The sequence below is a fragment of the Bradyrhizobium sp. NBAIM08 genome (genome assembly GCF_020193935.1).
Taxonomy (GTDB): domain Bacteria; phylum Pseudomonadota; class Alphaproteobacteria; order Rhizobiales; family Xanthobacteraceae; genus Bradyrhizobium; species Bradyrhizobium yuanmingense.
Map to the genome: position 1 here is coordinate 217,032 of NZ_JADYVR010000009.1, position 21,869 is coordinate 238,900.

The 21,869-nt window shown below is 64.7% G+C and carries 22 protein-coding genes; 11 read left to right on the forward strand and 11 right to left on the reverse strand.

The features are described 5' to 3' along the window. Nucleotides 1-226 precede the first annotated feature (226 nt). The 7 genes from I6F37_RS28020 to I6F37_RS28050 all read right to left on the reverse strand — a co-directional run bounded on the left by I6F37_RS28020 (nt 227) and on the right by I6F37_RS28050 (nt 5,546). Nucleotides 227-940 (reverse strand): ABC transporter ATP-binding protein, encoded by a 714-nt coding sequence (locus I6F37_RS28020; RefSeq protein ID WP_036001768.1) that lies wholly within the window; start codon nt 938-940, stop codon nt 227-229. Further along, nucleotides 933-1,700 (reverse strand): ABC transporter ATP-binding protein, encoded by a 768-nt coding sequence (locus tag I6F37_RS28025; RefSeq protein WP_036001772.1) that lies wholly within the window; start codon nt 1,698-1,700, stop codon nt 933-935. Before I6F37_RS28025 ends, I6F37_RS28020 begins: the two co-directional genes overlap by 8 nt. Then, the gene (locus tag I6F37_RS28030; RefSeq protein WP_036001776.1) at nt 1,693-2,637 is read right to left on the reverse strand and encodes a branched-chain amino acid ABC transporter permease; all 945 of its coding nucleotides are present in this window, start codon (nt 2,635-2,637) and stop codon (nt 1,693-1,695) included. The genes I6F37_RS28025 and I6F37_RS28030 overlap by 8 nt, the downstream gene beginning before the upstream one ends. Further along, nucleotides 2,634-3,551 carry a branched-chain amino acid ABC transporter permease gene (locus I6F37_RS28035; protein ID WP_036001780.1) on the reverse strand — a complete coding sequence of 306 codons (918 nt, stop codon included), beginning with the start codon at nt 3,549-3,551 and terminating at the stop codon, nt 2,634-2,636. The genes I6F37_RS28030 and I6F37_RS28035 overlap by 4 nt, the downstream gene beginning before the upstream one ends. 303 nt (nt 3,552-3,854) lie before the next feature. Then, nucleotides 3,855-4,073, reverse strand: coding sequence for a hypothetical protein (locus tag I6F37_RS28040; RefSeq protein ID WP_036001783.1), 219 nt, complete (start codon nt 4,071-4,073; stop codon nt 3,855-3,857). A 1-nt stretch (nt 4,074) separates the two neighbouring features. After that, nucleotides 4,075-4,734, reverse strand: coding sequence for an acyl-homoserine-lactone synthase (locus I6F37_RS28045; RefSeq protein WP_057028467.1), 660 nt, complete (start codon nt 4,732-4,734; stop codon nt 4,075-4,077). 83 nt (nt 4,735-4,817) lie between these two features. Further along, the gene (locus I6F37_RS28050) at nt 4,818-5,546 is read right to left on the reverse strand and encodes a LuxR family transcriptional regulator (protein WP_036001794.1); all 729 of its coding nucleotides are present in this window, start codon (nt 5,544-5,546) and stop codon (nt 4,818-4,820) included. A gap of 165 nt (nt 5,547-5,711) precedes the next feature. Between I6F37_RS28050 and I6F37_RS28055 the strand changes: the two genes are divergently transcribed. The 10 genes from I6F37_RS28055 to I6F37_RS28100 all read left to right on the forward strand — a co-directional run bounded on the left by I6F37_RS28055 (nt 5,712) and on the right by I6F37_RS28100 (nt 15,889). Further along, on the forward strand, nt 5,712-5,888 hold the full coding sequence (locus I6F37_RS28055; RefSeq protein ID WP_036001797.1) for a hypothetical protein: 177 nt from the start codon (nt 5,712-5,714) through the stop codon (nt 5,886-5,888). A 368-nt stretch (nt 5,889-6,256) separates the two neighbouring features. Beyond that, on the forward strand, nt 6,257-7,195 hold the full coding sequence (locus tag I6F37_RS28060) for a LysR family transcriptional regulator (protein WP_225153266.1): 939 nt from the start codon (nt 6,257-6,259) through the stop codon (nt 7,193-7,195). A 132-nt stretch (nt 7,196-7,327) separates the two neighbouring features. Continuing rightward, a complete protein-coding gene (locus tag I6F37_RS28065) occupies nt 7,328-8,203 on the forward strand; it encodes a shikimate dehydrogenase (RefSeq protein WP_225153268.1) in 876 nt (291 codons plus the stop codon). A 56-nt stretch (nt 8,204-8,259) separates the two neighbouring features. After that, entirely contained in the window at nt 8,260-9,390 is a 1,131-nt protein-coding gene (locus I6F37_RS28070; RefSeq protein ID WP_036001805.1) for an ABC transporter substrate-binding protein, read from the forward strand. 218 nt (nt 9,391-9,608) lie between these two features. After that, complete coding sequence (locus I6F37_RS28075; protein ID WP_036042799.1) at nt 9,609-10,484, forward strand: branched-chain amino acid ABC transporter permease; 876 nt, start codon at nt 9,609-9,611, stop codon at nt 10,482-10,484. Further along, the gene (locus tag I6F37_RS28080; RefSeq protein ID WP_036020342.1) at nt 10,481-11,479 is read left to right on the forward strand and encodes a branched-chain amino acid ABC transporter permease; all 999 of its coding nucleotides are present in this window, start codon (nt 10,481-10,483) and stop codon (nt 11,477-11,479) included. Before I6F37_RS28075 ends, I6F37_RS28080 begins: the two co-directional genes overlap by 4 nt. Next, nucleotides 11,476-12,219: an ABC transporter ATP-binding protein gene (locus tag I6F37_RS28085; protein WP_036001814.1), complete on the forward strand. Its 744-nt coding sequence runs from the start codon at nt 11,476-11,478 to the stop codon at nt 12,217-12,219. The genes I6F37_RS28080 and I6F37_RS28085 overlap by 4 nt, the downstream gene beginning before the upstream one ends. Nucleotides 12,220-12,228: 9 nt before the next feature. After that, nucleotides 12,229-12,966 carry an ABC transporter ATP-binding protein gene (locus tag I6F37_RS28090; RefSeq protein WP_225140643.1) on the forward strand — a complete coding sequence of 246 codons (738 nt, stop codon included), beginning with the start codon at nt 12,229-12,231 and terminating at the stop codon, nt 12,964-12,966. Then, the gene (locus I6F37_RS28095) at nt 12,963-14,021 is read left to right on the forward strand and encodes a Gfo/Idh/MocA family protein (RefSeq protein WP_225153270.1); all 1,059 of its coding nucleotides are present in this window, start codon (nt 12,963-12,965) and stop codon (nt 14,019-14,021) included. The genes I6F37_RS28090 and I6F37_RS28095 overlap by 4 nt, the downstream gene beginning before the upstream one ends. Further along, complete coding sequence (locus I6F37_RS28100) at nt 14,018-15,889, forward strand: bifunctional sugar phosphate isomerase/epimerase/4-hydroxyphenylpyruvate dioxygenase family protein (RefSeq protein ID WP_225153272.1); 1,872 nt, start codon at nt 14,018-14,020, stop codon at nt 15,887-15,889. The genes I6F37_RS28095 and I6F37_RS28100 overlap by 4 nt, the downstream gene beginning before the upstream one ends. A 172-nt stretch (nt 15,890-16,061) precedes the next feature. Here the strand turns inward: I6F37_RS28100 and I6F37_RS28105 are convergent, their stop codons facing one another. After that, nucleotides 16,062-17,234: an ABC transporter substrate-binding protein gene (locus I6F37_RS28105; RefSeq protein WP_036001824.1), complete on the reverse strand. Its 1,173-nt coding sequence runs from the start codon at nt 17,232-17,234 to the stop codon at nt 16,062-16,064. Nucleotides 17,235-17,556: 322 nt separating this feature from the next. On the opposite strand from I6F37_RS28105, the gene I6F37_RS28110 reads away from it, so the two are divergent. Then, the gene (locus I6F37_RS28110) at nt 17,557-18,819 is read left to right on the forward strand and encodes an NAD(P)/FAD-dependent oxidoreductase (RefSeq protein ID WP_036001827.1); all 1,263 of its coding nucleotides are present in this window, start codon (nt 17,557-17,559) and stop codon (nt 18,817-18,819) included. 220 nt (nt 18,820-19,039) lie between these two features. On the opposite strand, the gene I6F37_RS28115 is transcribed toward I6F37_RS28110, so the two are convergent. From I6F37_RS28115 to I6F37_RS28125, 3 genes are read right to left on the reverse strand one after another with little or no spacing between them, the layout of a single operon-like run. After that, nucleotides 19,040-20,251, reverse strand: a complete 1,212-nt coding sequence (locus I6F37_RS28115) for an ABC transporter substrate-binding protein (RefSeq protein ID WP_036001888.1) — start codon at nt 20,249-20,251, stop codon at nt 19,040-19,042. Nucleotides 20,252-20,299: 48 nt separating this feature from the next. Next, a complete protein-coding gene (locus I6F37_RS28120) occupies nt 20,300-20,623 on the reverse strand; it encodes a 2Fe-2S iron-sulfur cluster-binding protein (protein ID WP_036001831.1) in 324 nt (107 codons plus the stop codon). Nucleotides 20,624-20,634: 11 nt separating this feature from the next. Continuing rightward, nucleotides 20,635-21,843: a cytochrome P450 gene (locus I6F37_RS28125; protein WP_225153274.1), complete on the reverse strand. Its 1,209-nt coding sequence runs from the start codon at nt 21,841-21,843 to the stop codon at nt 20,635-20,637. Between the last annotated feature and the right edge of the window lie 26 nt (nt 21,844-21,869).

Below are 21,869 nucleotides of genomic sequence, written 5' to 3' on the forward strand. Positions count from 1 at the left end.
CGGATAATCCAGCCATTGGGCTGCCCCTCGCTGTGCGGAACCGACGTCGTCCTCAGGCAACCCGACAATTTGCTCGTAAAAGTCCCGCATCGAATCCACAACGCCGCGTCTTCTTTGACGGCTGACGGCGGCACGCTCAAGAGCTCAGCGCGCTGTTTGGAGGATTTCGAATTTGGATTTGCTCGAAGAGTAGCTCGCATTGCCGCGGCGAAGGGGACGAACGCGTTTAAATTCCCAGATATTTGTGCTGCAGGTCCGGCGCGGCCATCAGCTCGTCGGAGGTGCCGCTCCACACCGTCTTGCCGCGCTCGATGATGTAGTGGCGATCGCAGATGCGGGCGAGATGGTCGACGTTCTTGTCGACGACCAGGATCGACTGTCCGCGGCTCTTGAGTAGCGACAGGCAATTCCAGATCTCCTGCCGGATCAGCGGCGCGAGGCCTTCGGTCGCCTCGTCCAGGATCAGGAGCTTTGGATTCGTCATCAGCGCGCGGCCGATCGCGAGCATCTGCTGCTCGCCACCGGAAAGCTGGTTGCCCATGTTGGACGCGCGTTCGGCGAGGCGCGGAAACATCACGTAGATCGCGGCGAGCGTCCAGGGATTATCGCTGTTGAAGCGATCCGCCGCGGCCGCGACCAGGTTTTCGCGCACGGTGAGGTTCGGAAAGATCTGCCGGCCCTCGGGCACGAGACCAACACCGAGTTTCGCAATCCGGTAGGACGGAAGCTGCCGCACCTCCGCGCCCGCGAAGCGAATGGTGCCCGCGCGCGCCGGCGTCAGGCCCATGATGGAGCGGATGGTGGTGGTCTTGCCCATGCCGTTGCGGCCCATCAGCGAGACCATCTCGCCCGGCTTGATCGACAGCGACAGGCCGAACAGCACCTGGGACAGGCCGTAGCAGGTCTCGATGCCGTCGACCTCGAGCAGTGTGTCAGCCATGATGCGTCACCACATGCTGATCGCCGAGATAGGCGCGCTTGACGTCCTCATTGGCCCGGATCGCGGCCGGGTCGCCGGAGGCGATGACGCGGCCATAGACCAGCACCGTGATGCGGTCGGCCAGCGCGAACACCGCCGGCATGTCGTGCTCGACCAGCACGATCGAGACCTCTTTCCGCAGCTCCTGGAGCAGCTTCACCATGCGCTGGGATTCGGTCACGCCGAGGCCGGCCATCGGCTCGTCGAGTAGCAACAGCTTCGGCTTACTTGCGAGCGCGACTGCGAGCTCCAGCTCGCGGCGTTCGCCGTGGCTGAGCCTGGAGACCACGATATCGGCGCGATGGCCGAGGCCGACGCGATCGAGCGCCGCCTGGGCGGCATCGCGCAGACCCTTCTCTTTCCGCGCATTGGCGAAGAATCGGAACGAGGTGCCGGCATGCGCCTGCGCCGCCAGCGCGACATTGTCCGCGGCGGTGAAGTCGAGCAGCAGCGAGGTGATCTGGAACGAACGCGCCAGGCCCAACGCGCAGCGGCGATAGGCCGGCAGATAGGTGATGTCGCGCCCCGCCAGCGAGACGCTGCCGGAATGCGGTTCGAGATGCCCGGTGAGCTGGCTAATCAGCGTGGTCTTGCCGGCGCCGTTCGGGCCGATGATGGCGTGCAGCTCGCCGGATGCGACGTCGAGCGAGACGTTGTCGGTCGCGATGATTCCGCCGAAGCGGCGCACCAGCTTTTCGACGCGGAGCAAGGGTTCAGCCACGGCCAGCCCTCCCGAGTGCGCCCATGATGCCGCCGCGGCCGAACAGGACGATGAGCAGCAGCAGCGGGCCCAGGATCAGCGCCCAATATTCGGTGATCTGCGACAGCAGTTCTTCCAGCAGCAGGAACACCACCGCACCCATGACCGGGCCGAACAGCGTGCCCATGCCGCCCAGGATCACCATCACCATGAGGTCGCCGGAACGGGTCCAGTACATCACGGCCGGGCTTACGAAATCGGTGTTGTTGGCGAGCAGCGCGCCGGCAAGGCCGCACATCGTGCCTGATATGACGAAGCAGACCAGTTGGTAACGCTTGGCCGGGAAGCCGATGGCCTGCATGCGCTGCTCGTTGGAACGCAGGCCCTGCACGACAAGACCGAAGCGCGAGTTGACGATGCGCCATATCAGGAGCATGACGCCGAAAAGGCAGGCGAGGCAGAGATAATAGAACTGCGTGCGGTTGCCGAGATCGATCAGGCCCGAGAAGTCGCTGCGCGTGTAGATGGTCAGGCCGTCGTCGCCGCCGTAACGGGCCAGGCCCGAGGCGACATAGTAGGCCATCTGGGCGAAGGCCAGCGTGATCATGATGAAGTAGACGCCACGGGTGCGCAGCGACAGCGCGCCGATCACCAGCGCATAGATCGCCGACGCCGCAATCGCGACGGGAAACTGGATGAAGCCGGACCCAACGCCTTCCTGCGCGAGCATGCCGACGGCATAGCCGCCGATGCCGAGATACGCGGCATGGCCAAAGCTCATCAGGCCCGCAAATCCCATGATGAGGTTGAGGCTCGCAGCCGCCAGCGCCAGGATGATGATGCGGGTGAACAGCGTCAGGATGAAGACGTTGCCGGTCAGCTGCGAATAGAGCGGCAGCAGCACGAGGCCCGCCAGCATCAGGGCCGTGACGGCCTTGCTCACGCTCAAACCCTTCATCGACGATTGGCCGGAAACAGCCCCTCCGGCCGCACCACCAGCACGATCGCCATCAGCAGATAGATCAGCATGGAGGACAGCGCGGGCGCGGCGGTGGATGCGGCGGCGCCGCTCAGCACCTGGCGGAGCAGGTTCGGAAGGAAGGCGCGGCCGAGCGTGTCGATCATGCCGACGAAGATCGCGGCGAGGAAAGCGCCGCGGATCGAACCGATGCCGCCGATCACGATGATGACGAAAGCGAGGATCAGGATGTTCTCGCCCATGCCGATCTGCACGGTCAGGATCGGCGCCTGCATCAGCCCGGCAAGGCCCGCGAGTGCGGCGCCCAGGCCGAACACCAGCGTGTAGAGCAGCTTGATGTTGATGCCGAGCGCGCCGATCATCTCGCGGTTGGATGCGCCGGCCCGGATCAGCATGCCGATGCGGGTGCGCATCACGCCGAGATAGAGCAACAGCGCGACCAGCAGCGCCACCCCAATGATGGCGAGGCGATAGGCGGGATAATGAATACCGGGCAGGATCGGCACCGGCACGGTGAGCCAGGCCGGCAGCGGCAGCGCCAGGCCCGCCGGGCCCCAGATCAGCCGCACGGCTTCGTTGAAGAACAGGATCAGGCCGAAGGTCGCGAGCACGTGGTCGAGATGGTCGCGGCCGTAGAGATGCCGCAGCGCGCTCACCTCCAGCACGATGCCGAGCACGAGCGTTGCACCCAGCGCCATCAGCGCGCCGAGTAGGAAGCTGCCGGTCCAGGCCGCGAAGGTGGCGGCGAAATAGGCGCCCATCATATAGAGCGAGCCGTGCGCGAGGTTGACGAGATCCATGATCCCGAACACCAGCGTCAGGCCCGCGGCGAGCAGGAACAGCAGCAGACCGAACTGCAACCCATTCAAGAATTGTTCGACGACGAGCAGCATCAGGACTCTTTCAGGCGCATACAGACGCGCGCCGATGTTCGAACACTGTCGCCATCAGTGAAAGAGCTCCCCCTGCCTCTTCAAGGCCGAAAAATGGGTAATGGCAGTATCGTTCCGAGGCAAGAGCGATTCGACATCAAACATGCACTTTGTTGCATCTCGGGACGTGCGGCCGGGACGCGCCCCGCAATGCAAAAAGGCTGCCGCGCGGCATGAGGCAACCTGCCGCAGCCAAACGGCATCACCCTCTCACCGGCTGGCGGTGAGAGGGTACGATCGTCGTAAAGTCGAGCAGGGCTGCGTCTAGTGCGACGTCATCTGCCGGGGGAGCTCGTCCGGCTCGGCGAGAACGCTGTTGGCCGTCGACGCCTCCAGAGCCGCCATCCGAAACAGATAGGCGAGCGTCGTCAATCCGGTGTCCTCCGCCATTTGCGCCAGTTCGAGCGCCATGTCGGACATGTAGCCGAGATCCTCGTCTTTCATTTGCGCCATGATCTGGCTGTCCCGCATCACGTTCGACATCTCAGGCGCTCTTTCGTTGCGCGGCAACATGACCGCAGAGGTTGGCACGTGCGACGGCATCGAGACGAGGGCCGTCCTGCTGCACGACCGAAGCCGTGCCGATCCGACGATGCAGGGCATCGAGCGTCTCCCGACGAATGTCGATGGTCGCCGCCATGGTCCATGCGTTCTCGACCAGAGCCGGTAGGCCGAGCGGCGTCACGACGAAGCCGGCTTCGTGGAAGCGCGGCAGCCACCAGGTCTCCATGATCGCGCTGACCTGCGCGATTCCCTGGTCGAGGCAGAACTCCTGCACCGCAGCCATCAGTTGCAGGTTGAGCGCGCCGTCGCGGCGATCGCGCACGACGAAGTAGCGCGACCATTCCCACACTAGCGGATCGGCGGGCCAGCCGCGAACCGCCGCCAGATGCGGAAACACCTCACTCATCATCGAGGGCTTGGTGGTCGGATAGAGCCGATGACCGCCCACGACGCGGCGGCCTTCCAGCGCCAGCAGGTAGACGGTGTCCTCGTCGTCGTAGGAATCGATCTCACGGCCATCCGGCCTGCGCAGCGTCTCCCAGCGCCGCTCCTCGACGAAGATGTCGTGACGCAGCCGGAAATGCTGCTCGATTACGTCTTCATAAAGGTGACGATTTACCGCGGAAACTGCGTGAATCATGAAAACCCCCATTCATCCTCAATGGGGGGAGATTCTGCGAAAAGACGCAGCTTCGGTATTGGGAAATTTCCCAGTAAGGCGGCTTAAGGATTGATGATCTTGTTCCGAATCGCCAGCGCGACCGCATGCGTACGGTTGACCGCGCCGAGCTTGCGCGCAGCAGTTGCAAGATGCTCTTCGGCGGTGCGCTGGGTGATGTGGAGGATCTCGCCGATTTCCCAGGCCGACTTCCCCTGCGAAGCCCAGGCGATCACCTCGCGTTCGCGCGGCGTGAGGCGCGTCGACGGATGCGGCATCGGCTCGAGCAGACGGCGAATGTGGTCGAAGCCATACATCGCCATCAGATGCAGCGCCGGCTTGCTGCGGGCATTGAGGTCGAGATGGACACCGCCGAGCGAGACCGCCGCCTCGTAGCCGGTGAGGCCGTGGATCGGCACGATGAAGCCGCGCGACATGCGGAACTCGCTGGCACGGTTCATCACCTCGGCCGCATTCGGCTCGAGTTCCGCATCATAGGGCGCTTCCGACCACTCGAACGGATTGACCGACTGCCGGCACAACCGCACCACGGGATCGAAACGATCGTAGTTTTTCTCGGTGTAGAGGCTGAACCATCCCGCAGGCCAGCGTTTGGCGAGCACCATCTGCGCAAACTGCTGATCGGGATTGGGCAACCCCGTCACGATGATGGTTTCGAAGCCGAAGCGACCGAACGCCGCTTCGAGCGCGTTCATGGCCTCTGGTACCTTGCGGTAGGTCTGCAGGCCTTCGATGAAGTCGAGCGCCTCCCGGCCATAGTCTACGGCGGACATCGTACGTTTCCTGACCCTCGCGCTTCCGTATAGCACGTATTCACAGACCGCCTCAATTCGCTGTGGCCGTAGTTTCCCGGTGCTCATGCGCTCTGAGGATTTAACTACTTGTGGCAGAATTGACGCCACGATACACCTGAGAACATCCGAAGCGGGAAGCCAACGATGGAAGACGAGGACATCGCCCTCAACAGCGTGCTCGGCCTGGAATTGAACCGCGTGTTTTTTGCCGTCCGCGAAACGGCGAACAAGCAGAAGATCATCGAGTTTGCGCGCGAGGTGCTGCAGAGCGAGCGCGCGGAGCTGGCCGAGAGCGTGTCGCCGGAAGGGCCGGCGAGCTAGAACGCCGTTGCAAAGACGACGCCGGAGCAACAGATCGCGTCACGAGGACGCCTCTCCATCTGACCGCGCGGGTTTTAGTCGAAACACTCTGACTGCGAATTTTGGCTTCCCTTCTCCCCTTGTGGGAGAAGGTGGCGCGAAGCGCCGGATGAGGGGTCTCTCTCCGCGAATCCAACTCCCATTTGAAGTCGCGGAGAGAGACCCCTCACCCGTCTCGCCGCTCTGCGGCGATCCACCCTCTCCCACAAGGGGAGAGGGAAAGCGCCAGCCTCCGGCCACATCGGCGCACACTTGCCGCTGGATGACAGCGCATCTCTCGTGAGATGATCGCCGCGATCTCTTGTCGATGCCAGGGACGGTTCAAGGCCATGATGACGCTGCGCCAGGTCGAAGTGATCCGTGCCGTGATGGTGACGGGCACCATCGGCGGTGCGGCGAAGCTGCTCAACGTCTCGGCGCCGGGGATCAGCCGCCTCGTCAAATACACCGAGCGCTCGCTCGGCATCCGCTTCTTCCAGCGCCAGAACGGGCGCTACTTCCCGACGCCGGAAGCCGAGAACATTTTTGAGCAGATCAACGGCGTCTACAAGAAGGTCGACGACCTCTCCGAGATCATCTCCAAGATCGGCCGTGGCGGCCTGTCGGAGCTGCGCATCGGCTCGGTGCCGAGCATCTCGCAGGTGATGGTGCCGCGTGCGATCGAGCGCGTCCGCCGCCGCTATCCCGATCTCGGCATCGACATCAACATCCTCAAGCTCGAGGAAGCCATCGACTACCTGATGCTCGGCCGCGGCGAATGCGTGGCGATGAGCTATCGGCTCGAGCATTCCGGGCTCGACTTCATGCCGCTCGCCTCGGGCGAGCTCTATTGCATCGTGCCGCCCGGCCACGAGCTCTCCGGCCGCAAGCAGGTCTCCGCCGCCGAGATCACGCGCTATCCGCTGATCGGCATCGATCCCAACGATCCTTACGGCCGGATCATGGCCGGGATCTTCGCGCGCCACCGGCTCGACTACAACATCACGATCCGCGCGCGCTTCGGCACCACCGTCTGCGCGCTGGTGAAGGCGGGGCTCGGCATCGCCATCATCGACCAGTTCACCGTCGCCCATGGCGGCTATCCCGGGATCGAGCTTCTGAAGATCGCCGAGCCGACGCGCTTCGACACCTACATCGCAGTCAAGCGCGGCACGCCGTTGTCGCTGCATGCGGAGTACTTCATCGAATCTCTGCGCACCGAGATGCGCGCGGTCGAGCCGTCCCGCGGCAGTGGCAAGACCGTCCCTGCCCGCGGGCGGAAGAAATAACATGATGTTAGGTTTGCCAGATAAAAGGGTAATTGTGTTAGGCGGGGGAAAGGCTATCGTCGCAGCTGGAATTGCACGGATTTCCCCGCTAATGGCCGGGTCCGGACGCTCCCTTTGAGACGATAGCGAACCATGTCGAAACGCGGATACGCCGCCAGCAAGAAACTCCTTACCGGCCTGATCGGCGCCCCGATCGCGCATTCCGCCTCGCCCGCCATGCATGAGCGCGCCGCCGAGGCGCTCGGCCTGCGCGGCCATTACCAGCTTATCGAGGTCGCCGGGGCCGATGCGGCCGGGCTGCGCATGATGCTCGAGGGCGTCCGGCGGCTCGGCTTTGCCGGCGTCAATGTCACCTACCCCTACAAGGAAGCGGTGGTGCCGCTGCTGGACGCGCTGGCGCCGGGCGCAGCCAGCATGGGCGCGGTCAACACCGTCGTGGTCAGGGACGGCCGGCTGACCGGCCACAACACCGACACCACGGGCTTCGTGCGGGCGGTGACGCCGTTGCTGGCGCCCTCCGGCAACGCCATCGCCCTGATCGGCGCCGGCGGCGTCGGCAAGGCCATCGCGTTTGCGCTGGCGAGCCTGAACGTGGCCGACATCCGCATTTTCGACAGCGAGCCGGCGCGCGCCGAGAAGCTGGCCGCCATGCTCGCCCCGCGCGGCGCCCGCGTCGCCGCCAGCGTCGAGGATGCGCTCGAGGGTGCGACCGGTCTCGTCAACGGCACGCCGGTCGGCATGCTGCCGAACCGTGACACGCCGGTGCCGGCGGGACTGCTCAGGGCGGACCTTTGGGTCGCCGACGCCGTCTACTCGCCGCTGATCACGCCGCTGCTGGCCGCAGCGCGAGAGAAGGGCGCGAAGATCATGACCGGCCGCGACCTCGCGATCTACCAGGCCGCCGACGCCTTCGAATTGTTCACAGGCCTTGCCCCATCCACCGAGATCATGGGAGAGGCTTTCGACGCCGTGATGGCAGCGCGCAGCGCCGCCTATCAGGCAGCTTGAGGCGAAGCGGCCGGATACAAGGCCGCTTGCAAGATTTGAAACGGGAGGAGAGGACGATGAAATCAACGCTAGTGGTGGGCGCATTGCTCACCGTCATGACCGCAACGGGCGCCTTTGCCCAGGCAATCAAGCTCGCCAACGTCGCGGAGCTCTCGGGCGGCGGCGCCACCGTCGGCACGAACTGGAAGAACGGCATCGACCTCGCGATCGAGGAGATCAACGCCAAGGGCGGCGTGCTCGGCCGCAAGCTCGAGGTCAGCCACGCCGACTCGCAGTCCAACCCCGGGGTGGCGCGCGCCCAGGTGCAGAAGGCGCTCGACGCCGAGCCCTATGTGCTGCTCGGGCCCGGTTATTCCGGCTCGGTGAAGGTGACCGCGCCGCTCGCGGCCGAAGCCGGCATCGCGCAGATCATGGGCGGCGAAGCCGCCGAGCTGACGCAGACAGGAAACAAGTTCCTGTTCCGCACCTCCTTCGGCCAGCAATCCTCGATGCCGAAGGTCGCAAAGTACATCCACGACGAGATGAAGGCGAAGACCGTTGCGGTGGTCTGGGTCAACAACGACTTCGGCCGCGGTGGCCGCGACGTCGTGGTCAAGGAGCTCGACCGGCTCGGATCCAAGGTCGTCGCCGATCTCTCCACCGAAGCGGGCCAGGCCGACTTCGCCGCCGACGTCGGCAAGATCAAGGCCGCCAATCCCGACGCCGTGTTCGTCTATCTGAACGAGGAAGAGAGCGCGCGCATCCTGAAAGAGCTGAAGCGCCAGGGCGTCACCGCGCCGCTGATGGGCGAGACCACGCTGATCGGCCAGAAGGTGATCGAGCTCGCGGGCGATGCCGCCAACGGCGCGCGCGGCCATGTCGGCCTCACCACCGACGCGCCGGTCGATCTGGTCAAGGCGTTCCGCGAGAAGTTCTCCAAGAAGTACAATTACGTCCCCGATCATAACGGCCTGAAGGGCTACCTCGCCGTCTACATGGTGAAGGCGACCACGGAAAAGATGGGCAAGGTCGACCCGAAGAAGTTCGCCGACACGCTGCACGGCCTCACCATCAAGGCCGCGGACGAGCCGGGCATTTTGATGGACGTCACCTTCAGCGACACCGGCGACATCGACCGCCAGAGCTTCCTGGTCGAGGTGGTCGAAGGCAAGCAGGTGGTGAAGCAGGTGCTGCCCAAGGTGAAGTGAAGCGTGGCCCTTCTCCCTCGCCCCGCTCTACGCGGGGAGAGATCTTTCGTCTCCCTCTCCCCGCCCCTTCGCGGGGAGAGGGCGGGGTGAGGGGCTGCTTCCGCGACGACGGTGACAATCGAGTACGCGGAGACAGCCCCTCACCCCAACCCTCTCCCCGTAAGTACGGGGAGAGGGAGAAGAAAGAGAGCGGGGAGAGGGAGAGGAAAGAGGGGAACATGTCCAACTTATTCGATCTACTGGTCGCGGGGCTCGCCACCGGCGCCATCTACGCGCTGGTCGCGGTCGGCTTCACGCTGCTGTGGCAGACCTCGCAGACTATCAATTTCGCGCAAGGCGAGTTCGTGATGCTGCCGGCGTTCCTGATGCTGGCCGCGATGCATGTGGGCGCGCCGTTCTGGCTCGCGATCATCCTCGGCATCCTGCTCTCGCTGATCCTGCTCGGGCTCGCCTTCAAGATGCTGCTGGTGGACCCGATGATGCGTCACGGTGTGCTACCGCTGGCGATCGCGACCATGGCGCTCGCGATCGGCATCAAGGAATCGGTCAAGCAGTTCTACAGCGCGGAGGCTTCGCCCTTCCCCTCGATCGTGCCGACCGGCGACATCTCCATCCTCGGCCATGCGGTGTCGCTGCAGAGCATCGGCGTGCTCACTGTTGCCATCCTCGCCGTTCTCGGCCTGACCACGCTGCTGAGCCGTACCTCGCTCGGCCACCAGATGCAGGCGGCGGCGCAGAACCCGACGGTGGCCCGCATCATCGGCGTCCCGGTCGAGCGCATGATCCTGCTGACCTTTCTGATCAACGCCTTTCTGGTCGCGCTGGCCTCGCTGCTGATCACGCCGATCTACCTCGCAAAATTTTCGTCCGGCGAGGTGCTGGGCCAGGCCGCCTTCATCGCCGCGATCGTCGGCGGCTTCAACCAGGTGCGCGGCGCGATCGCCGGCGGCCTGTTGATCGGCGTGCTCGACAATCTCGCGGCGGCCTATGTCTCGACGCAGTATCGCGCCGCCGTGCCGATGATGTTCCTGATCGCCGTCATCCTGTTCCGGCCGCAGGGCTTGCTCGGCCGTGCCGAGGAGCGCACCGTATGAGCGGCATCGCCAAACCCCTGAAGATCGCGCTCGGCCTTGCCATCATCGCCGCGCTGATCATCGTCCCCATGAACTTCAACCGCTACGGCCTGTTCATCCTGAGCCAATGGGCGGTGATGAGCATCGCGGCCATGGGGCTCAATCTCACGCTCGGCTATGCCGGCCAGGTCTCGCTGGCGCAAGGCGCCTTCGTCGGCATCGGCGCCTATGCCGCCGCGATCATGACCACACATGGCTGGCCGCTGCCGGCGGCGATCCTGGTGGCGATCGTCTTGAGCTTTGCGATCGGCTGGGTGCTCGGCTATCCCGCACTGCGCGTGCAGCACCATTACCTCGCCTTCGTCACCCTCGCCTTTTCCACCCTCGCCTTCCTGGTGTTCCGCAACGAGAGCTGGCTGACCGGCGGCATCTACGGCATCTCCAACATCCCGCGTCCGCACATCTTCGGCATCGCGACCAACAAGCCGCTGCCGTTCTACTATGTCTGCCTCGGCTCGCTCGCGATCGTCTCGCTTGCGGTGTGGTGGCTGATCCGTTCGCCCTGGGGCCGTGCCTTCATGGCGCTGCGCGAGAATCCGTTGCGCGCGCAATCCCTCGGCGTCGACACCCGCCGCTACACGCTGATGGCGTTCGCGATCGGCTCTGCGCTCGGCGGCGTCGCCGGAGCGCTCTATGCGCCGCTGACGCAATATATCGATCCCGTGCCGTTCAACCTGTCGCTCTCGCTCGACCTCCTCTTGATGGTGATCGTCGGCGGCGCCGGCTTCTATTTCGGTCCGTTCCTGGGAGCGATGATCGCGGTGCTGCTGCCGGAATGGCTGCGCTTCACGGAAGGCTATTATCTGATGCTCTACGCGGTGGCGGTGATGCTGCTGCTGATCTGGTCGCCGACCGGCATTCTCGGAATCCTCGACCGATATCTTGCCGAACGCCGCACCAAGGCGGCGTCCGCGCTGCGCGCCGTCGCAAAGTCGCGCCTGGAGACGGCGCAATGAGTGCGGTCCTCGAAGTCACCGACATCAAGAAGAGCTTTGGCGGCATTCACGCCGTCAACGGGGTCTCGTTCGACGTGCGCGAGGGCGAGATCCTCGGCCTGATCGGGCCGAACGGCTGCGGCAAGTCCACGCTGTTCAACTGCATCCTCGGCCAGCTCACGCCGACCGGCGGCGAAGTCAAGCTCGACGGACAGGTCGTCACGGGCTTGCGTCCCTCCGAGCTCAACAAGCTCGGGGTCAGCCGCACCTTCCAGCTGTTGCAGGTGTTCCCAAAGCTCTCGGTGCGCGAGAACCTGATCCTCGCCGGACAGGAGCACCAGGGCAACATGGCCTCGCGCCTGGTCGGCCGCTCCGATGCCGGGCTGACGGAGGCCGCGAACCAGATGATCGGCTTCTTCAAGCTCGACCATCTCGCCGACGAGCCGGCTGGGGGTCTCTCTTATGGTCAGCAAAAACTGCTCGATGCCGCCATGGCCTTCATGGGGGGCTCGCGCCTGGTGCTGCTCGACGAGCCAGCCGGCGGCGTCAACCCGTCGATGCTGGCGGACCTCAAGGAGCGCCTGGTCGCGATCAACCGCGAGAAGAACGCCACCTTCGTCGTGATCGAGCACAACATGGAGTTCGTGATGTCGCTGTGCTCGCGCGTGATGGTGATGGCGGAAGGCAAGGTGCTGGCGATGGGCCGGCCCGACGAGGTCCGCAAGAACCCCGCCGTGATCGAAGCCTATCTCGGACATTAGGAGCGCCTAATGAGCGATCCCATTCTCTCGGTCCACAATCTCGTCGGCGGCTACGGCAAGATGACGATCTTGAACGGCACGACGTTTGCCGTTCCTCCAGCCACGATCACGACGATCATCGGTCCGAACGGCGCCGGCAAATCGACGGTGTTCAAGGCCATCTTCGGCCTGCTCAAGCTGCGCGAAGGCAAGATCAGCTTCGCCGGCCGCGACGTTACCAATTTGAGCCAGCGCGCGCTGCTCAACGCCGGCATCTGCTATGTGCCGCAGGGCCGCAACATCTTTCCCGAGCTGTCGGTGCGCCACAATATCGAGCTCGGCGGCGTCGCCGCCGACAAGGGCCTCGACCTGCCCAAGCGGATCGAGGCGGCGCTTGACCTGTTTCCGGCATTGCGGCGCAAGTCCGCGCAGCAGGCCTCCACGCTATCAGGCGGCGAGCAGAAGCAGCTCGAGATCGCCCGCTCGCTGCTGCTCGAGCCGAAGCTGGTGCTGGTCGACGAACCTTCGATCGGCCTGTCGCCGCTGATGGTGCAGCAGACCTTCGACATCCTCAAGAGCTTGCGCGATCGCGGCGTCACCATCCTGATGATCGAACAGAACGCGCGCTCGGCGCTGGAGATCTCCGACATCGGCATCGTGCTCGAGCTTGGCCAGACCCGCATGGTCGACGACGCCAGGCGCATTCTGAACGATCCGCGCATCGGGCAGCTCTTCCTCGGCGGCGCCATGGAGGAGAGCGCGGCATGAGCGCGAAGATGCGGATCGCCGTGGCCGGCGCCGGCCTGATCGGCCGCCGACATATCGAGTTGATCGAGTCCGCCGGGGATTGCGTGCTCGCCGGCATCGCGGAGCCCTCGCCCGCCGCGAAGGAATATGCGCTGGCGCATGGCGTGCCCTGCTATGCGGACCATCGTGCCCTGCTGACGGAAGAGAAGCCCGACGGCCTCATCATTGCCTCGCCCAACACGCTGCACTTGCCGATGGCGCTCGACTGCGCCGAAGCCGGCGTGCCGGCTTTGGTCGAAAAGCCGGTGACCGAGACGGTTGCCACCGCGCAACGCCTGTGCGCGGCGGTGAGACGCACCGGCGTGCCGATGCTGGTCGGCCACCACCGGCGGCACAATCCCGTCATCAAGTCGGCCCGCGAGGCCGTGACGAACGGAAAGCTCGGCCAGCTCACGGCCGTGGTCGGGCTGTGGCTCCTCAAGAAGCCCGACGATTATTTCGAGGTCGCCTGGCGGCGTGAGGCAGGCGGCGGGCCACTGCTGATCAATCTCATCCACGACATCGACAATCTCCGCTTCATCTGCGGCGAGATCGTCGAGGTGCAGGCGCTGACCTCGAACAAGGTGCGCGGCTTCGCGGTCGAGGACACCGCCGCGCTGCTGCTGCGCTTCGCCAACGGCGCGCTGGGCACGGTGACCGTGTCGGATGCGACGCCGGCGCCGTGGAGCTGGGAGCTCTCCTCGGGCGAGAACCCGGCCTATCCCAGGCAGGATCAGCCCTGCTACATCTTCGCAGGGACTGCGGGTTCGCTCTCCGTGCCGAACATGGAGCTGTGGTCATACACGGAGCAGCCCGGCTGGTACGCGCCGCTGTCGCGCGCGACCATCGCGCCGCCCGCGTTCGATCCGCTGGTCGAGCAGCTCCGGCATTTCTGCGCAATGATTGCCGGCCGTGAACAGCCGCTGATCTCGGTCGAGGACGCAATGGGAACGCTTGCCGTCGTCGAAGCCGTCAGCGAGGCCGCCCGTACCGGGCAAACGATCTCGCCGGGGCAGATCATGGAGCAGGCCGCATGAACAAGCGCTCGATCGCCACCGTCTCCCTCTCAGGCAGCCTCGACGAAAAGCTCCGCGCCATCGCCGCCGCGGGCTTCGATGCGGTCGAAATCTTCGAGAACGATCTGCTGTCGTTCGGCGCCGGCCCACGCGATATCGCGAAGATGTGCACGGACCTCAATCTCGAGATCTGTGCGTTCCAGCCGTTCCGCGATTTCGAGGGCATGCCGGAGCCGCAGCGTGCGCGCAACTTCGCCCGCGCGGAGCGGAAGTTCGATCTGATGCAGGAGCTCGGCACCGATCTGTTGCTGATCTGCTCCAACGTCTCGCCCGCCGCGCTCGGCGGCATCGACCGCGCGGCTGACGATTTTCGCGAGCTTGGCGAGCGCGCCGCGAAACGTCGTTTGCGCGTCGGCTATGAGGCGCTGGCCTGGGGCCGTCACGTCAACGATTATCGCGACGCCTGGGAGATCGTGCGCCGCGCCGATCATCCCGCGATTGGCGTCATCCTCGACAGCTTTCATGCGCTGGCACCTGGCTTTCCGACCCGCGCCATGGCCTCGATCCCCGGCGACAAGATCTTTCTGGTGCAGCTCTCCGACGCGCCAAGGCTCGAGCTCGACATCCTGTCATTGAGCCGGCACTTCCGCTCCTTCCCCGGCCAGGGCGACCTGCCGGTCGGCGCGTTCATGGCGGCGATCGCAGCGACCGGCTATGCCGGACCGCTGTCGCTGGAAATCTTCAACGACCAGTTCCGCGCCGGCTCGGCCGCACAGACCGCCGTAGATGGCCTGCGCTCGCTGATTCTGCTGGAGGACCAGCTCGCACCGGACTGGCAGAATTTCGCCGGCAAGGCGCTGGCCCCGAAGGCGAAGAGCCGCGGCACCGGCTTCATCGAATTTGCCGTGAACGAGAGCAAGGCCGGCGAGCTTGGCCGCCTGTTCTCACAGCTCGGCTTCCGCAAGAGCGGCCAGCACCGCAGCAAGGCGGTGGAGCGCTGGTCGCAGGGCAAGGTCGAGCTCGTCATCAATTGCGAGACCGACGGCTTTGCGCATTCGCACTATGTCACCCACGGGCCCGGCGTCTGCGCCATCGCGCTCGACGTCGACGACGCCGACCGCGCCATGCAGCGTGCCGAGACGCTGAAAGCGCGCACCTTCTACCAGCCGGTCGGACCGGGTGAACTCGAGATTCCCGCGATCCATGGCGTCGGCGGCAGCCTGCTCTATTTTCTCGACCAAGCCGGCAAGAACTGGGACACCGATTTCGAGCCTGTCGCAAGCGATTCAAGCGCCGATGCGCTGGTCGCCGTCGACCACATCGCGCAGTCGATGCCCTATGACGAGATGCTGACCTGGCTGCTGTTCTACACCGGCATTCTCGATCTGAAACGCCTGCCGCAGATAGAGATCGCCGACCCCAGAGGCCTCGTGCAGAGCCAGGCCGTCATCAACGCCGACCAGAGCCTGCGCTTCGTGCTCAACGGCTCCTCCGCCAACCGCACCCTGCCGGCACGCTTCATCTCGGAGTTCTTCGGCTCGGGCGTGCAGCATGTCGCCTTCGCGTGTCAGGATATTTTTGCGACCGTCGGCGCGATGCGCCAGCGCGGCGCGGGCTTCCTGGACATCCCCGACAATTACTACGACGACATCGAAGCCAAATACGATCTTTCGCCCGAACTGATGGCGCAGCTGCGCGCCAACCACATCCTCTACGACCGCGAGGGCGACGGCGAGTTCTTCCAGGTCTACACCCACATCTTCGACGAGCGCTTCTTCTTCGAGATCGTCGAACGCAGGAATTATCAGGGTTTTGGCGCCGCCAACGCCGGCATCAGGCTCGCAGCGCAAGCGCGCGAGGTGCGCCCGGCAAGCATGCCGAGGGTGTAGGCAATTCTGCTTCCCCTCTCCCCTTGCGGGAGAGGGTGGCTCGCCGCAAAGCGGCGAGACGGGTGAGGGGTCTCTCTCCTCACGGACAATCTTGCAAGGGGAGAGAACCCCTCATCCGGCGCTCCGCGCCACCTTCTCCCACAAGGGGAGAAGGGGCTACGTCGCTTGTGGCTCACTTCATCTTGCACTTCTCGTGGAAGCGATCCTGATCGTTCTCGACGATGGTGGCGACGGTCTTCAAGGCGAGCTGGCCTTCGGAATCCTTGACCACGTCCTGCAGATAAAAGTTCTGGATCGGGATGTGGTTGTTGCCGAACTTGAACGCGCCGCGCACCGACTTGAAGTTGGCCTTCTCCATCTCGGCCTTCATCTCGTCCTTCTTGGAGGTGTCTCCCTTCACGGCGACGACGGCGCTGTTGATCAGGTTCGCGGCGTCATAGGACTGCGCGCCGTAGAAGGTCGGGCGCAGGCCGGGGTACTTCTTGCGGTAGTCGGCGACGAAGCGCTTGTTCTGCTCGTTGGGGAGGTCGTTGACCCATTGCTGCGCGCCGGGCACCCCGAGCGCGTTCTCCTTCTGGAGCGGCAGCGAGAGCTCGTCGATGGTGAAGGCGGTGTAGAGCGGCATCGTGCTCTTTAGCCCGGCCTGTGCATATTGGTTCAGGAATTGCACGCCAGCAGCACCCGGGTAGAACACGAAGATCGACTCGGCGCCGGAGGCACGCGCCTTGGAGAGCTCGGCGGAGAAGTCGAGCTGGCTCGGCCACACCGTATATTCCTCACCCACGACCTGACCCTTGAAGGTGCTCTTGACGCCGGCCAGCATGTCCTTGCCGGCGGCATAGTTCGGGCCGATCAGGAACACCGACTTGACACCCTTCTGGTTCATATAGGTGCCGACCGCCTGCGGGGTCTGGTCGTTCTGCCAGGAGGTCGAGAACACGTAAGGCGAGCACAGCTCGCCCGCGAGCTGCGACGGCCCGGCATTGGCCGAGATCAGGAAGGTCTTCGAATCGACCGCGGTCTTGAGCGAGGCGAGCAGCACGTTCGACCAGATATAGCCGACGATGAAATCGACCTTGTCCGACTGCACCAGCTTCTCGGTCTTCTGCTTGCCGACGTCGGGCTTCTGCCCGTCGTCCTCGTAGAGCACCTCGACCGGCTTGCCGGCCATCTTGCGGCCGAGATGATCGAGCGCGAGCTCGAAGGAATTGCGCATGTCGTTGCCGATCACGGCGGTCGGGCCGCTGAAGGTCGAGACGAAACCGATCTTGATGGTGTCTCCGGCGAATGCCTGATTTGCCAGCACCAGCGCCGCTGCGCCCGCCAGCCAGAATGCCGTCCTCATAACACTCCCTCCTTAATTATCGGTCCTGGAAGCGGGGTGATCGCCGCTCCAGGCCTGTCTCTATTGAACGCAAAATATGTCGCGCCGCCAATGGCTCAGCGCCCGCCCTGCACCATATTTCGCCCCGATTGGAGATGGCAAGAATTATAATTCTACTCACTTCGGCCGAGGCCGACTCAGGGCCGGTCCGGGAGGCTGTGGCGCTTTTTCGCGCCGGATCGATACATCAGGCCTATGCGACGATTGATGACCTCTATTGGACCGCGGCGCCCAATCCGCACTTAAATGAAGGCGAGCAGCAGCGAGATTCGAGGGTTAAATCATGGCCGCAAATCCCCATCGCGTCGTCATCGTCGGCGCCGGCTTCGGCGGGCTGGAGGCGACTTACCGGCTTGCGGGCGCTCCCGTCGAGATCACGCTGATCGACCGCCGCAATCATCATCTGTTCCAGCCCCTGCTTTACCAGGTCGCGACCGCCTCGCTCGCAACCAGCGAGATCGCCTGGCCGATCCGTCATCTCATGCGCGACCGGCGCGAGGTGACGACGCTGTTCGCCACCGTGAGCGGCGTCGATGCCGAACGACGCTGCGTGCTGATCGACGACGGCAGCGAGGTGCCCTACGACACGCTGGTGCTGGCCACGGGCGCGCGGCACGCCTATTTCGGCCACGATGAATGGGAGCAGTTCGCGCCCGGCCTGAAGACGCTGGAGGATGCGACCACCTTGCGCCGGCACATCCTGGTGGCGTTCGAGCGCGCCGAGCGCGAGATCGATCCAAAGCGGCGCGCGGCACGGCTGACCTTCGTGATCGTCGGCGCCGGCCCGACCGGCGTCGAGCTCGCCGGCACCATCGCCGAGATGGCGCATCACACCCTGCCCGCCGATTTCCGCAACATCGACACGCACAAGGCCCGTGTCGTGCTGATCGAGGCCGGCCAGCGCGTGCTCGCCGGCTTTCCCGACGAGCTATCAGCCTATGCGCAGGCCTCGCTGGAAAAGATCGGCGTCGAGGTCGTGCTCGGGCAGGCCGTCACCGAGATCAATCGCGAGGGCGTCGTGTTCGGCGGCAAACTGCTCGAGGCCAAGACACGGATCTGGGCCGCCGGCGTGCGCGCCTCGCCCGCTGCCGAATGGCTCGGCGCAGCGCACGATCGCGCCGGGCGCGTGCTGGTCGAGGCCGACCTCACCATATCAGGCCATCCCGAGATCTTCGCGATCGGGGATACCGTCAGCATCAACGCCTGGGACGGCAAGCCGGTGCCCGGCATCGCGCCGGCCGCCAAGCAGCAGGGCCGTCACGTCGCGGAGACCATCAAAGCGCGCCTGCGCGGCGCTGCAGCGGGTCCGTTCCGCTATAAGCATTCTGGTAACCTCGCGCAGATCGGCAAGCGGCTCGCAATCATCGATTTCGGCAAGATCAAGCTGCGCGGCACCATCGCGTGGTGGATCTGGGGCATCGCCCACATCTACTTCCTGATCGGCCTGCGCCACCGGCTCAGCGTCGCGCTGAGCTGGCTGTGGATCTACGCGCGAGACCAGCGCGCAGCGCGGTTGATCACGCAGGGGTCGAGCAAGGTGGTGTAGTCTTACTTCCTTCTCCCCTTGTGGGAGAAGGTGGCATAGGCGGCCTTCGGCCGCCGTTCTTAAGAACGCCGAAGCAGAGCTTCGGCTACGGCGCCGGATGAGGGGTTCTCTCAACTCTCGCGATTGTTCGTGAGGAGAGAGACCCCTCACCCGGCTTCGCTTCGCGAAGCCACCCTCTCCCACAAGGGGAGAGGGTGCAATTGCGCCGCGCTCGCGGCCGCTACTTCACCAGCTCGCACCCGCCTTCCGCGAGCGGGCGGAACGCCTGGTCTGCCGGAATCGTCGCGACCAGCTTGTAATAGTCGTACGGATATTTCGACTCCTCCGGCTTCTTCACCTCGAACAGGTACATCGGATGCACGACGCGACCGTCCTGACGGATCGCGGTGTCGCCGAACAGCTTGTCCTTGCCCTTGAACTTCTTCATCTCGGGCACGACCTGCTTGGCATTGTCGCTGCCGGTGGCGGCGACGGCGTTGAGATAAGCGAGCGTGGAAGCATAGACTCCGGCCTGATTGCCGCTCGGCATCTTGCCGTTCATGCCGGGCCGTGCAGCAAAACGCTTGGCGAACGCGCGGGTATCATCGTTCATGTCCCAGTAGAAGGCTTCCATGAGCTGGAGGCCCTGCGCGACCTTGATGCCCATGCCGTGAACGTCGTTGATGAAGAGCAGGAAGGCGACGAGCTTCTGCCCACTCTGCTGGATGCCGAATTCGGCGGCCTGTTTCACCGCATTGATGGTGTCGCCGCCTGCATTGGCGAGCCCGATGACCTGCGCCTTCGAGCTTTGCGCCTGCAGCAGGAAGGACGCGAAATCGGAGGTGCCGAGCGGATGCTTGGACGAGCCGATCACCTTGCCGCCGTGCCCCTCGATGTATTTCTGCGCCTCCGCCTCGATGCCCTTGCCGAGCGCGTAATCGACCGTGAGGAAATACCAATCCTTGCCGCCGCGCGACACCATGGCGGCTGCGGTGGTGTTGCCGGTCGCCCAGGCGTCGTTGACCCATTGGATCGTGTTGGGCGAGCAGGCCTTGCCGGTGAGGTCCGAGCTTGCGGTCGAGGACGCCAGGAAGGTCATGCGGCTGTCGCGCAGAAGCGCGTTGATGGAAAGACCGACGGCCGAGTTCGGCACGTCGACGATCGCGTCGACGCCTTCGACGTCGAGCCATTTGCGCGCGATGGCGTTGCCGACATCGGCTTTGTTCTGGTGATCGGCATAGACGATCTCGACCTTGATGCCCTTGCCGCCGCCGTTGAAATCCTCCGCCGCCATCCGCGCGGCCTCGACCGAGCCCATGCCATTGGTGTCCTGGAAGATGCCGGAGATGTCGTTGAGCACGCCGATGCGCACGACGTTGTCCGATATTTCGGCATTGGCCGCGCCGGTCACCAAGCTCGCAGCCAGCGCGAGCGTCCACTTCAGATGTTTCATCATTCCCTCCCTGTTTGATATTTTGCGAAGATCCGACGGCTTGGCAGATCAGACCTGCCGCTCTGGCAACTTCAGGACGAGTCCATCGAGATCGGGCGTGATCGTGATCTGACAGGACAGTCGGCTCGTCGGTCGCCGCTCAGCGGCGGTGCCATCGAGCAGCGCATCCTCGTCGTCGGCCATCGCTGGCAGGCGCGCGAGCCAGCTCTCGTCGACATAGACATGGCAGGTCGCGCACATCGCGTTGCCGCCGCATTCGGCCAGAATGCCGTCGAGGCCGTGACGGGTCGCGGCCTGCATGACGCTCTCGCCGCCTGCGGTCTCGACGCGATCGGACTTGCCGTCGGGATGGATGAAGGTAATGGCAGGCATCAAGCTCCTCGTCAGGCCGGGGTGATCGTCACAGGCAGGCTGTCGAGCCCGCGCAGCGTGTTGTTGAAACGGCGCTTCGGCTCGCCCGTGATCTCGAGCTTTGCGATGCGCCGGGCCAGCGCGGTCAGCATCACTTCGCCTTCCAAGCGGGCGACGAGCTGGCCGACGCACATGTGGATGCCGGAGCCGAAGCCGACATGGCCGGAGGTGCGGCGGGTGATGTCGTACCTGTCAGGGGCATCCCAGCGCCGCGGATCGCGGTTGGCGGCGGCAAGGAACATCAGCACCTTCTCGCCCTCGCCGATTCGCACACCGGAGATCTCGACCTCACGGGTGGTGGTGCGGAAGAAGGTCTGCACGGGGCTCTCGAAACGCACGGCCTCCTCGAAAGCACCGCGTGCGAGCGTGAGGTCGTCGCGCAGCCGCTGCCATTGATCATGAAAGCGCGCGAGGCAATACACCGCAGCGCCGATGCCGTTGACTGTCGTGTCGAGTCCGGCCGACAGCAGCGAGCGCACCAGCAGCGGCGCTTCGGCGGCCGTGATGGCGCCCTCGTCGACCTGTGCATGGATGCAGGCGCCGAAGCCGCCGGGCGCCAGATTCTCGCGCTGGCACTGCTCGGCGACGTATGCCTGATGCGGCGCCGAGCGTTCGATCGCCTCCTGGCGCAACCGGTTGGGTGGACCGAAGGCGTTGAACACGACGCTGGCATAAGGAATCAGATGCTCACGCCCCTCCGGTTTCAGGCCCAGCGCATCCGGAAAGATCGAGAGCGGGTAGGCCTCGGCGAGATCCGCGATCGCATCGAAGCTGCGCATCTGCAGCAGGGCATCGACACGCGCCTCGGCCGCCTCGGCAAAGCGGTCACGGACCTGCTTCATCACGGTCGGCGACAACACTTTTGACAGGACGGCGCGGGTGCGGGTGTGCGCCGGCGGATCGGCCTCGAGGATCAGGCTCGGCGGTCGCCACGGCGCCTCCTTCTCGAAGTCGGAAAGGCCGACGCCGCGGCTGGAGCAGAAGGTTGCGGGATCGTTCAGCACAGCGTGGACCTCGGCATAGCGCGCCACGCCATAGACGTTCCACTTGTCGAGATAGACCACGGGGCCGGCTTCCCGCAGCAGCTCATGCGCCGGATAGGGGTCGGCAAAAAAGCTCATGTCGAAGGGGTCGACGTCGAGATGCGGGACACCCGATCCCGCGCAGCCGGATGCGGTCATGGAAGACCTCCCTCATTTTGATCTTG

What these genes read in the sequence shown, in the direction of transcription:
- I6F37_RS28090 (WP_225140643.1), top strand. Translation starts at nt 12,229, where the DNA reads ATGAGCGATCCCATTCTCTCGGTCCACAATCTCGTCGGCGGCTACGGC.
- I6F37_RS28125 (WP_225153274.1), bottom strand. Translation starts at nt 21,843, where the DNA reads ATGACCGCATCCGGCTGCGCGGGATCGGGTGTCCCGCATCTCGACGTC.
- I6F37_RS28080 (WP_036020342.1), top strand. Translation starts at nt 10,481, where the DNA reads ATGAGCGGCATCGCCAAACCCCTGAAGATCGCGCTCGGCCTTGCCATC.
- I6F37_RS28040 (WP_036001783.1), bottom strand. Translation starts at nt 4,073, where the DNA reads ATGTCGAACGTGATGCGGGACAGCCAGATCATGGCGCAAATGAAAGAC.
- I6F37_RS28070 (WP_036001805.1), top strand. Translation starts at nt 8,260, where the DNA reads ATGAAATCAACGCTAGTGGTGGGCGCATTGCTCACCGTCATGACCGCA.
- I6F37_RS28060 (WP_225153266.1), top strand. Translation starts at nt 6,257, where the DNA reads ATGATGACGCTGCGCCAGGTCGAAGTGATCCGTGCCGTGATGGTGACG.
- I6F37_RS28075 (WP_036042799.1), top strand. Translation starts at nt 9,609, where the DNA reads ATGTCCAACTTATTCGATCTACTGGTCGCGGGGCTCGCCACCGGCGCC.
- I6F37_RS28120 (WP_036001831.1), bottom strand. Translation starts at nt 20,623, where the DNA reads ATGCCTGCCATTACCTTCATCCATCCCGACGGCAAGTCCGATCGCGTC.
- I6F37_RS28105 (WP_036001824.1), bottom strand. Translation starts at nt 17,234, where the DNA reads ATGAGGACGGCATTCTGGCTGGCGGGCGCAGCGGCGCTGGTGCTGGCA.
- I6F37_RS28050 (WP_036001794.1), bottom strand. Translation starts at nt 5,546, where the DNA reads ATGTCCGCCGTAGACTATGGCCGGGAGGCGCTCGACTTCATCGAAGGC.
- I6F37_RS28095 (WP_225153270.1), top strand. Translation starts at nt 12,963, where the DNA reads ATGAGCGCGAAGATGCGGATCGCCGTGGCCGGCGCCGGCCTGATCGGC.
- I6F37_RS28115 (WP_036001888.1), bottom strand. Translation starts at nt 20,251, where the DNA reads ATGAAACATCTGAAGTGGACGCTCGCGCTGGCTGCGAGCTTGGTGACC.
- I6F37_RS28035 (WP_036001780.1), bottom strand. Translation starts at nt 3,551, where the DNA reads ATGCTGCTCGTCGTCGAACAATTCTTGAATGGGTTGCAGTTCGGTCTG.
- I6F37_RS28085 (WP_036001814.1), top strand. Translation starts at nt 11,476, where the DNA reads ATGAGTGCGGTCCTCGAAGTCACCGACATCAAGAAGAGCTTTGGCGGC.
- I6F37_RS28055 (WP_036001797.1), top strand. Translation starts at nt 5,712, where the DNA reads ATGGAAGACGAGGACATCGCCCTCAACAGCGTGCTCGGCCTGGAATTG.
- I6F37_RS28020 (WP_036001768.1), bottom strand. Translation starts at nt 940, where the DNA reads ATGGCTGACACACTGCTCGAGGTCGACGGCATCGAGACCTGCTACGGC.
- I6F37_RS28110 (WP_036001827.1), top strand. Translation starts at nt 17,557, where the DNA reads ATGGCCGCAAATCCCCATCGCGTCGTCATCGTCGGCGCCGGCTTCGGC.
- I6F37_RS28100 (WP_225153272.1), top strand. Translation starts at nt 14,018, where the DNA reads ATGAACAAGCGCTCGATCGCCACCGTCTCCCTCTCAGGCAGCCTCGAC.
- I6F37_RS28065 (WP_225153268.1), top strand. Translation starts at nt 7,328, where the DNA reads ATGTCGAAACGCGGATACGCCGCCAGCAAGAAACTCCTTACCGGCCTG.
- I6F37_RS28030 (WP_036001776.1), bottom strand. Translation starts at nt 2,637, where the DNA reads ATGAAGGGTTTGAGCGTGAGCAAGGCCGTCACGGCCCTGATGCTGGCG.
- I6F37_RS28045 (WP_057028467.1), bottom strand. Translation starts at nt 4,734, where the DNA reads ATGATTCACGCAGTTTCCGCGGTAAATCGTCACCTTTATGAAGACGTA.